The organism is Nonomuraea zeae (assembly GCF_005889725.1).
Taxonomy (GTDB): domain Bacteria; phylum Actinomycetota; class Actinomycetes; order Streptosporangiales; family Streptosporangiaceae; genus Nonomuraea; species Nonomuraea zeae.
In genome coordinates this window covers 1-9,322 of the sequence record NZ_VCKX01000404.1, presented here as the reverse complement: position 1 = coordinate 9,322, position 9,322 = coordinate 1, and the positions used below count along the sequence as shown (strand labels likewise).

At 72.2% G+C, this 9,322-nt stretch carries 7 protein-coding genes; 4 read left to right on the top strand and 3 right to left on the bottom strand.

From position 1 onward, the window contains the following. Window positions 1-405 precede the first annotated feature (405 nt). Both ETD85_RS56610 and ETD85_RS56605 read left to right on the top strand, forming a co-directional pair. Window positions 406-1,572: a uroporphyrinogen-III synthase gene (locus ETD85_RS56610; protein ID WP_138698112.1), complete on the top strand. Its 1,167-nt coding sequence runs from the start codon at window positions 406-408 to the stop codon at window positions 1,570-1,572. Next, window positions 1,569-2,300 (top strand): sirohydrochlorin chelatase, encoded by a 732-nt coding sequence (locus ETD85_RS56605; RefSeq protein WP_240780072.1) that lies wholly within the window; start codon window positions 1,569-1,571, stop codon window positions 2,298-2,300. The genes ETD85_RS56610 and ETD85_RS56605 overlap by 4 nt, the downstream gene beginning before the upstream one ends. A 21-nt stretch (window positions 2,301-2,321) precedes the next feature. On the opposite strand, the gene ETD85_RS56600 is transcribed toward ETD85_RS56605, so the two are convergent. The 3 genes from ETD85_RS56600 to ETD85_RS56590 all read right to left on the bottom strand — a co-directional run bounded on the left by ETD85_RS56600 (window position 2,322) and on the right by ETD85_RS56590 (window position 4,735). Beyond that, window positions 2,322-2,813 (bottom strand): hypothetical protein, encoded by a 492-nt coding sequence (locus ETD85_RS56600; protein ID WP_138698111.1) that lies wholly within the window; start codon window positions 2,811-2,813, stop codon window positions 2,322-2,324. 234 nt (window positions 2,814-3,047) lie between these two features. Then, window positions 3,048-3,902 carry a PAC2 family protein gene (locus ETD85_RS56595; protein WP_138698110.1) on the bottom strand — a complete coding sequence of 285 codons (855 nt, stop codon included), beginning with the start codon at window positions 3,900-3,902 and terminating at the stop codon, window positions 3,048-3,050. 374 nt (window positions 3,903-4,276) lie between these two features. Further along, window positions 4,277-4,735 (bottom strand): universal stress protein, encoded by a 459-nt coding sequence (locus ETD85_RS56590; RefSeq protein WP_138698109.1) that lies wholly within the window; start codon window positions 4,733-4,735, stop codon window positions 4,277-4,279. A 163-nt stretch (window positions 4,736-4,898) separates the two neighbouring features. Here ETD85_RS56590 and metH point away from each other — a divergent pair, with 163 nt between their 5' ends. Next, window positions 4,899-8,408, top strand: coding sequence for a methionine synthase (gene metH, locus ETD85_RS56585; RefSeq protein ID WP_138698108.1), 3,510 nt, complete (start codon window positions 4,899-4,901; stop codon window positions 8,406-8,408). Window positions 8,409-8,606: 198 nt separating this feature from the next. Next, window positions 8,607-9,251 carry an HAD family hydrolase gene (locus ETD85_RS56580; RefSeq protein ID WP_138698107.1) on the top strand — a complete coding sequence of 215 codons (645 nt, stop codon included), beginning with the start codon at window positions 8,607-8,609 and terminating at the stop codon, window positions 9,249-9,251. Window positions 9,252-9,322 lie beyond the last annotated feature (71 nt).

The following is a 9,322-nucleotide window of genomic DNA, read 5'->3' as shown; positions in this document are numbered from 1 at the left end:
CATCGTGGCGGTCAGGGATTTCACCAGGAGCCGCAACTCCCGGTCGAAGTCCTGGACGGGCGCCGCCACCGAGCGGAGCACCGGATCGTCGAACACGCGAATAGGCCGGACCGTCACCCGAAACTCCCCGATAGGCCGCGTCGTCATGCTGAACGTTTCCCTCGACCGCGTCCCGCCAACCGCGAAGGTCCTGCCTTGTAGCACAGCGGTAACAGAGGAGACCCAGGAGTGAAACCACCCGAAAGCAGTATCGGAGGGTGATCTCACTTGCGTCACAGACGCCTGTGATGCCTGGCCGGGTGCTCGGGGCCCGGCCAGGCCGAGATACGACCTGGAGGTGTCCGTGAGCGAGCGTATCGAGTCGACGATCGGAGCCGGCGCTGTGGTGCCGGCGTGGGGGAGCGCATGAGCGCGCTTCCCGTGGAGGGCGTCCCGTCTCCGGAGACCGCGCCCGACGCCCTGTCGGGCTTCACGGTCGGCGTGACCGCGACGCGGCGGCGCGAGGAGTTCGGGGCGCTGCTGGAGCGGCGCGGCGCCCGCGTGGTCAGCGCCCCTGCGATCCGGCTGGTGCCGCTGGCCGAGGACGCCGACCTGCTCGCCGCCACCCGGCTCAGCCTGGCCGAGCCCGTGGACGACGTGGTGGTCACCACCGGCGTGGGGTTCCGCGGCTGGATGGCCGCCGCCGAGGGCTGGGGGCTGTCGGCCGACCTGGGCGAGCACCTGTCGAAGGCGCGGCTGCTGACCCGCGGGCCCAAGGCCAGAGGAGCGGTGCGGGCCGCGGGGCTGAACGACCACTGGACCCCCGCCACCGAGTCCTGCTCCGAGGTCAAGGAGTACCTGCTCGCGCAGGACCTGCGCGGGCGGCGCATCGCGGTGCAGCAGCACGGCGAGCCCCTCAGCGAGTTCGTGGCCGACCTGCGCTCGGCGGGGGCCGAGGTGATCGAGATCCCGGTCTACCGGTGGCTGCCGTACCGCGACGTCGCGCCGCTGCGCCGCCTGATCAGCCAGACCATCAGCGGCTCGGTGGACGCGGTGGCCTTCACCAGCGCGCCCGCCGTGCAGGCCATGCTGGGCGCGGCGCGGGCCGAAGGGCTGGAGGACGCGCTGCTGGCGGCCTTCAGCGGCTCCGTGGTGGCCGCCTGCGTGGGGTCCGTCACGGCCGACCCGCTCACCTCGCGCGGGGTGCCGACGCTCCAGCCGGACCGCTCGCGGCTCGGCGCGCTGGCCCGCGCCCTGGCCCGGCACCTGCCCGAGCACGGCGTCACCAAGCTCGTGGCGGGCGACCACCGCCTGGAGATCCGCGGCCACGCGGTCGTGGTGGACGGGGAGCTGCGGCCGCTGCCGCCGGCCCCGATGGCGGTGCTCAAGCGCCTGGCCGACAAGCCCGGCCACGTGGTCTCGCGCGCCGACCTGCGTACCGTGCTGCCGGGCAGCATCGCCCGCGACTCCGCCGAGCACGCCGTGGAGATGGCGATCACGCGCCTGCGCCGCGCCCTCGGACCGAGCGGGATCGTGGAGACGGTGGTCAAGCGCGGCTACCGGCTCGCCTGCCTGTACGAGGCAGGACTGTGACGCCCGCACTCGTCCTGGCCGCGCACGGCACGCGCAGCGCCGCGGGGGAGGAGACCCTGGCGGCCCTGGCGGAAACGGTACGAAGGATGCACCCCGGGCGCCGCGTCGAGCTGAGCTACCTCGAGATCAGCTCGCCGCTCCTGTCCGACGTGCTGCCTGCCGTCCGCGGCCCCGTGGTGGTGGTCCCGCTCCTGCTGGCGGGCGGCTACCACGTCCACATCGATCTGCCCGAAGTGATCGCCGAACGCCGCCCCGACGCCGTCGTGGCCGGCTGGCTGGGGCCGCACCGGCTGCTGACCACGGCGCTGGTCCGCAAGCTGGCGCGGGCGGGGCTGCGCTCCACGGACGCGGTCGTGCTCGGCGCGGCCGGGTCCTCCGACCCCGCCGCGCTCGCCGACGTCCGCGCCGCCGCCCACCGGCTCGCCGTACGCCTGGCCAGGCCCGTCACGGCGGCCTTCGCCTCGGCCGGCAGCCCGTCGCTGGAGGAGGCCATGGAACGGCTCGGCTCGACCCCGGCCGCCCGGGTCGCGATCGCCTCGTACGTGCTCGCGCCCGGCTTCTTCCACGACCGGCTGGCGGCGGCGGGCGCGGACCTGGTCAGCGAGCCGCTGGGAGCGGACCAGGACGTGGCGGCGCTGGTCTGGCACCGCTACGAGGAGGCTCTGCGCGCCCGCCGGGCCACGGGGCCCGTGCGCGTTCCGCCGGCGCGGGGGGCCGGGGTGCTCTGAGCCCCTTTCCGGGCAGTTCGGCTATGCGGGGACCGGTTCGAGCCGGAGCTCTCTGACGATCTCCAGGGCGCTGTCCTCGATCGTGGGCCCTTCGTCGGGGCCGACGAACATCTCGATGTAGGCCCGGTGGAAGCAGCCCGCGATCAGCAGCCGCGCGCTCGCCTCCGGGTCCACGCCGGGCCCCACCCGCCCCAGCCGCTGCTCGGCCGCCAGATAGTCGGCCAGGGGCGCGGTCTCCGTGCGGGGTCCGAGCCCGGTGTCGCGGACGGCCTTACGGAAGCGGACGGTGACGTTCGGCGAGGTGAACGCGGGCAGCGCCGCGCCCTGCACCTCCATGTAATAGTTGATCCCCGCTCGGGCGACCGGGAGGAGATTGTCTGTTACGTGCCCTTTCCCGATGCGAGCGGAAAGGTCGTGAAGAATGCTCAGCCAGAGCGGGAGCCGGTCCTGGAGCAGCGCGAGGAAGTGATCCACGGAGCCGCCGGTGCGGTCCTCCCTGATCGAGACGGCCATCTCGAGGATGCGCCGCCTGGTGTCCTGACTTCTCTGATGCGGATCCACATGGGAAGTCGCCATGGCGTGCCTAACGTGCGCGGTAGGTGAAGCAGGCAACACGGCGCGAAGCCGAGGGAAATTCTCGTTTCACGTGCGGAGCCGGGGTCTGGAGTCCCAGCTTGATGCAATCTTGTACGGTCACCGATTATTACCCGAAACCGCGAAAAAATGTCAGTTCTTATTCCCTGAGTTTTAGCTGTCAGTGTCGCGGTCCCGGCGCCGCAGGTAGCGCTCGAACTCGGCGGCGATCGCGTCTCCGCTGGCCTCGGGCAGCTCGGCGGCGTCCTTGCGCTCCTCGAGCTCCTTGACGTACTCGGCCACCTCGGTGTCCTGGGAGGCGAGCTCGTCGACGCCGCGCTCCCATGCGCGGGCCTCCTCGTCGAGGTCGCCCAGCGGCATCGGGATCTCCAGCACGTCCTCCAGGCGGCGCAGCAGCGCGAGCGTGGCCTTCGGGTTGGGCGGCTGGGCGACGTAGTGGGGCACCGAGGCCCACAGGGAGATGGCGTCGAGCCCGGCCAGGCCGAACTCGTGCTGCAGCACCCCCACGATCCCCGTCGGGCCTTCGTAGCGGCTCAGCTCCAGGTTGGTCGAGCGGGCCAGCGTCTCGTCCGTCGCGCCGCCGAGAATGGGCACCGGGCGGGTGTGCGGCGAGTCGTTGAGCAGCGCGCCCAGCATCACGGCCAGCTCGACGCCGAGCTCGCGGCAGGCCTCGATGATGTCGGCGCAGAAGGAGCGCCAGCGCATGTTGGGCTCGATGCCGCGCAGCAGCACCACGTCGCGCTCGACGCCCGGCGGGCGGGCGCGCAGCAGCCGCGTGGTGGGCCACACGATCGAGTTGGCCAGCCCGTCGGTCATCTCCACCACGGGCCGGGTCACCTGGAAGTCGTAGTAGTCGTCGGGGTCGAGCGCGATCAGCGGCTCGGCCTTCCAGGCGGACTCGAGATGGGCGACCACACCGCTGGAGGCCTCGCCCGCGTCGTTCCACCCCTCGAACGCGGCTATGAGCACCGGGTCAACGAGCTCGGGGAGCCTTTCAAACTCGATCACGTGTCGCCTCCTCTCTCAACCATCCCGCTAAGCCTATGCGGTAAGCAGGCGTCAGCGTCACCGATCTCCGTCCGAACGCCCGCGCCCCGACGTACCGGCGGTTTCCGGCCGGTCGCGGGCACGCCGGCGGGGCGGGGGAAGCCCGTACCAACCCCCGCACGCACATGCGTACGCGCGCGTGCGGGGTGAACGCGGGCGCACGCGCATACAGCATCCATCGGCGGGACGAACGCGGGCGCACACCACGCAGGGGTCATCCCCGGGACGTACCCGGGCACGCCGGGTGCACGCGCGCGCACCCGGCCCGGGGCCCAGGGAGCACCTGGGGCCGACGTCAGAGGGGAGCCGCACGGGCGTGCGCGGCGCGCGTGCCGTCAGCGGCCGCCGTCCGTGGTGTGGACGATCAGCACGTCGCAGCCCGCGCGGTGCGAGACGCCCGAGGGGACGGACCCCAGCAGCCGCCCGGCCAGGCTGTTGAGCCCGCGGTTGCCCACCACGAGCAGGTCGGCGCGATGCCCGGCCGCCAGCGAGATGAGCACGTCCACCGGGTCGCCCCGCTCGGCGGCCAGGACGACGTCGAGGGCGCCGGCCGCCACGGCGTGCTGGCGGGCCGCGCGCAGGGCGTCGTCGGCGGGGGTCGAGCCGCCCACCTTGTAAGCGAGGTCGCCGAGCCGGTCGGCGGCGGCCGCGCGCTCGCTCTCCCGCATGGGCAGGTACGCGCAGGCCAGGACGAGGACGGCGCCGGTCGCCGCGGCCAGGGACGCCGCCGTGGAGACGGCGCGGAAGGAGGAGGTGGAGCCGTCGGTGCCGACGAGCACGGTGCGGTAGGTCATGGAGACCCCAATTGGACGCCGAGTTCAATTGACAGTCGGCACAATAGCCCTACGACCGGTCGCATGGGGACCGCGGACCGCCCGGGGCTACACTCAAGCAGGGCGGTTGCCGGACGAGGAACGGTCGAACGGTTCCCGAGGCGCAGCCGATAAGCTCTACCCCATGAGCATCTCCCCGTCCTTCCGAGAAGTGTTGTCCCAGCGCGTCATCGTGGCCGACGGAGCGATGGGCACGATGCTGCAGGCCCAGGACCCCACCCTCGACGACTTCCACGGTCACGAGGGCTGCAACGAGGTGCTCAACGTCACCCGGCCCGACATCGTGCGCGGCGTCCACGACGCGTACTTCGCCGTGGGCGTCGACTGCGTCGAGACCAACACCTTCGGGGCGAACCTCGCGGCGCTCGGCGAATACGACATCTCCGACCGGGTCTTCGAATACTCCGAGGCCGGCGCCAGGATCGCCCGCGAGTCCGCCGACCACTGGTCCACGCCCGGCCGGCCCCGGTTCGTGCTCGGCTCCATGGGCCCGGGCACCAAGCTGCCCACGCTCGGCCACATGCCCTACGCGAGCCTGCGCGACGCCTACCGCGACAACGCGGCCGGCCTGATCGCGGGCGGCGCCGACGCGCTGATCATCGAGACCTGCCAGGACCTCCTCCAGGTCAAGGCCGCCGTCATCGGCGCCAAGCGGGCCATCGACGACGCGGGCCGCGACGTGCCGATCATCGCGCAGGTGACCATCGAGACCAACGGCGCCATGCTGCTCGGCTCCGAGATCGGCGCGGCGCTGACCGCGATCGAGCCGCTCGGCGTCGACATCGTCGGACTCAACTGCGCGACGGGCCCGGCCGAGATGAGCGAGCACCTGCGCTACCTCGCCCGCCACTCGCGGCTCAAGCTGTCCTGCATGCCCAACGCGGGCCTGCCGGTGCTGACCGCCGACGGCGCCTACTACCCGCTCTCGGCGGAGGAGCTGGCCGGCGCCCACCACACCTTCACCCGCGACTACGGCCTGTCCCTGGTCGGCGGCTGCTGCGGCACCACCCCAGAGCACCTGCGCCAGGTCGTCGAGCGCGTCGGCGCGCTGGCCGGGGGCGAGCCCGCGAGCGAGGACGAGGCGCCGGCGGGCCGGCCGGTCGCGCACCGCCGCCCGCACCCCGAGCCCGGCGTGTCCTCCCTCTACCAGACCATCCCGTTCCGGCAGGACACCTCCTACCTGGCCATCGGCGAGCGCTGCAACACCAACGGCTCCAAGGCCTTCCGCGAGGCCATGCTGGAGGGCCGCTGGGACGACTGCGTCGAGACGGCCCGCGACCAGGCCCGCGGCGGCGCCCACATGCTCGACCTGTGCGTCGACTACGTCGGCCGCGACGGCGTGGCCGACATGAAGGAGCTGGCCTTCCGCTTCGCCACCGCCTCCACCCTGCCGATCATGCTCGACTCGACCGAGCCCGCGGTGCTGCAGGCCGGTCTGGAGATGCTCGGCGGGCGCGCCGCCGTCAACTCCGTCAACTACGAGGACGGCGACGGCCCCGACTCCCGCTTCCAGAAGATCATGCGGCTCGTGCGCGAGCACGGCTCGGCCGTCGTCGCGCTGACCATCGACGAGGAGGGCCAGGCCCGCACCGCCGAGTGGAAGGTGCGCGTCGCCTCCCGCCTCATCGACGACCTGACCGCCAACTGGGGCATGCGGGTCGAGGACATCATCGTCGACTGCCTCACCTTCCCCATCGCCACCGGCCAGGAGGAGACCAGGCGCGACGGCCTGGAGACCATCGAGGCCATCCGCGAGCTCAAGCGCCGCTACCCGAGCGTGCAGACCACGCTGGGCCTGTCCAACATCAGCTTCGGCCTCAACCCGGCCGCCCGCATGGTGCTCAACTCGGTCTTCCTCAACGAGTGCGTCAACGCCGGGCTCGACTCCGCCATCGTGCACGCCTCCAAGATCCTGCCGATGGCCCGCATCCCCGACGAGCAGCGCCAGGTCGCGCTCGACATGGTCTACGACCGCCGCCGCGAGGGCTACGATCCGCTGCAGAAGTTCATGGACCTGTTCGAGGGCGTCGACGCCGCCGCCATGCGCGCGGGCAAGGCCGAGGAGCTGGCCGCGCTGCCGCTGTGGGAGCGGCTCAAGCGGCGCATCATCGACGGCGAGAAGAAGGGCCTGGAAGCCGACCTGGAGAGCGCGCTCGCGCAGCGCCCCGCTCTGGAGATCATCAACGACGTGCTGCTCGACGGCATGAAGACGGTGGGCGAGCTGTTCGGATCCGGGCAGATGCAGCTCCCGTTCGTGCTGCAGTCGGCCGAGGTGATGAAGACCGCCGTGGCCTACCTCGAGCCCCACATGGACCGCGTCGAAGGCGAGACGAAGGGCCGCATCGTGCTGGCCACCGTCAAGGGCGACGTGCACGACATCGGCAAGAACCTCGTCGACATCATCCTGTCCAACAACGGCTACCAGGTTGTCAACCTCGGCATCAAGCAGCCGGTCTCGGCCATCCTCGAGGCCGCCGACGAGCAGAAGGCCGACGTCATCGGCATGTCGGGGCTGCTGGTGAAGTCGACGGTCATCATGAAGGAAAACCTGGAGGAGATGAACTCCAGGGGCCTGTCGGAGCGCTACCCCGTGCTGCTCGGCGGCGCCGCCCTGACCCGCGCCTACGTCGAGCAGGACCTGGCCGAGGTGTTCGCGGGCGAGGTGCGCTACGCCCGCGACGCGTTCGAGGGGCTGCGGCTGATGGACTCGTTCATGGCCGTCAAGCGCGGCGTGGCCGGGGCGACCCTGCCGCCGCTGCGCGAGCGGCGGGTCAAGACCGGCGCCGTGCTGACCCGCACGCCGGTCGAGGCGCTGCCCGCCCGCTCCGACGTGGCCGCCGACAACCTCGTGCCGAGGGCGCCCTTCCACGGCGACCGCGTCGTCAAGGGCATCTCGCTGGCCGAATACTCCGCCTTCCTCGACGAGCGCGCCCTGTTCCTCGGCCAGTGGGGGCTCAAGCCCACCAGGGGCGGCGACGGGCCCGGTTACGACGAGCTGGTCGAGACCGAGGGCCGGCCGCGGCTGCGCATGTGGCTGGAGCGGATGCAGACCGAGGGCCTGCTGGAGGCGGCCGTCGTCTACGGCCACTTCCCGTGCGTCTCCGACGGCGACAGCCTCATCATCCTCGACGACGACGGCAAGGAGCGCACCCGCTTCACCTTCCCGCGCCAGCGCCGTGACCGCCACCTGTGCCTGTCCGACTTCTTCCGCTCGAAGGACTCCGGCGAGGTCGACGTGATCAGCTTCCAGGTGGCCACCATGGGCTCGAAGATCTCCGAGGCCACGGCCGAGCTGTTCGCCAAGGACGCCTACCGCGACTACCTCGAGCTGCACGGCCTGTCGGTGCAGCTCACCGAGGCGCTGGCCGAATACTGGCACGCCAGGGTGCGCGCGGAGTGGGGGATCGGCGGCGAGGAGTCGCTCGACGACATGCTCAAGGTCAACATCCAGGGCTGCCGCTACTCCTTCGGCTACCCGGCCTGCCCCAACCTCGAGGACCAGAAGCAGCTGTTCGAGCTGCTCGACCCGGAGCGGATCGGGGTGACGCTGTCGGAGGAGTTCCAGCTCCACCCCGAGCAGGCCACCTCCGCGCTCGTCGCCCACCACCCAGAGGCCAAATACTTCAACGTCTGACCGGCGGGCCGGGCGCGCCGCCGTACGGCGCCGCGGGCCCGCCCGGCACACGAGGGCACGGAGACGGGATCCGGACGATCCCGCCGCCGCGCACATCGACGTGGGGGCAGGGCCGGCCCGGCTCGGTCCCCGTACGCACCGACGCCGGGGCGGGGCCGGAAGGGCCTTCGCCCCGTTCTTACCGATACGGGGGCAGGGTTGGAAGCGGTCTTCTTCGACATGGACGGGCTCCTGGTCGACAGCGAGCGGGTCTGGCTGGAGATCGAGACCGAGGTGATGGCCAGGCTCGGCGCCGAATGGACGCCCGAGCACCAGGCGCACCTCGTCGGCGGCTCCATGGAGCGCACGGTCGGCTACATGCTCGCCGTGTCCGGCTCCGGCGAGAGCCCCGAGGCGGTGGCGTCCTGGATGACCGGCGGCATGGTGACGCGCCTGTCGCAGGGCGTGCGCGTCATGCCGGGCGCCTCCGAGCTGCTCGACGCGCTGCGGGCCGAGGGCGTGCCCGTCGGGCTGGTCACCTCCTCGCTCAAGGAGATCGCCGACGCGGTGCTCGAGAGCGTGGGCCGGGACCGCTTCGACGTCGTCGTCACGGCGGGCGACGTCGTGCGTACCAAGCCGGACCCGGAGCCGTACCTGACCGCGGCGGAGCGGCTGGGGGTCGAGCCGGTGCGGTGCGTGGTGCTGGAGGACTCACCCAACGGCGTCGCGGCCGCCACGGCGGCCGGGTGCGCCGTCGTGGCCGTGCCCAGCCTGCTGCCCATCGACCCCGCGCCCGGCCGCCTGGTCGTCTCCTCCCTCGCGGAGGTCGCCGTCGCCGACCTCCGCGCCCTCATCCCGGCCTGACCCCGGTAGGCCGGCCTCATCTCCGACTGACCCCGGTAGGCCGCCCTCATCCGGCCTGACCCCCGGTACGC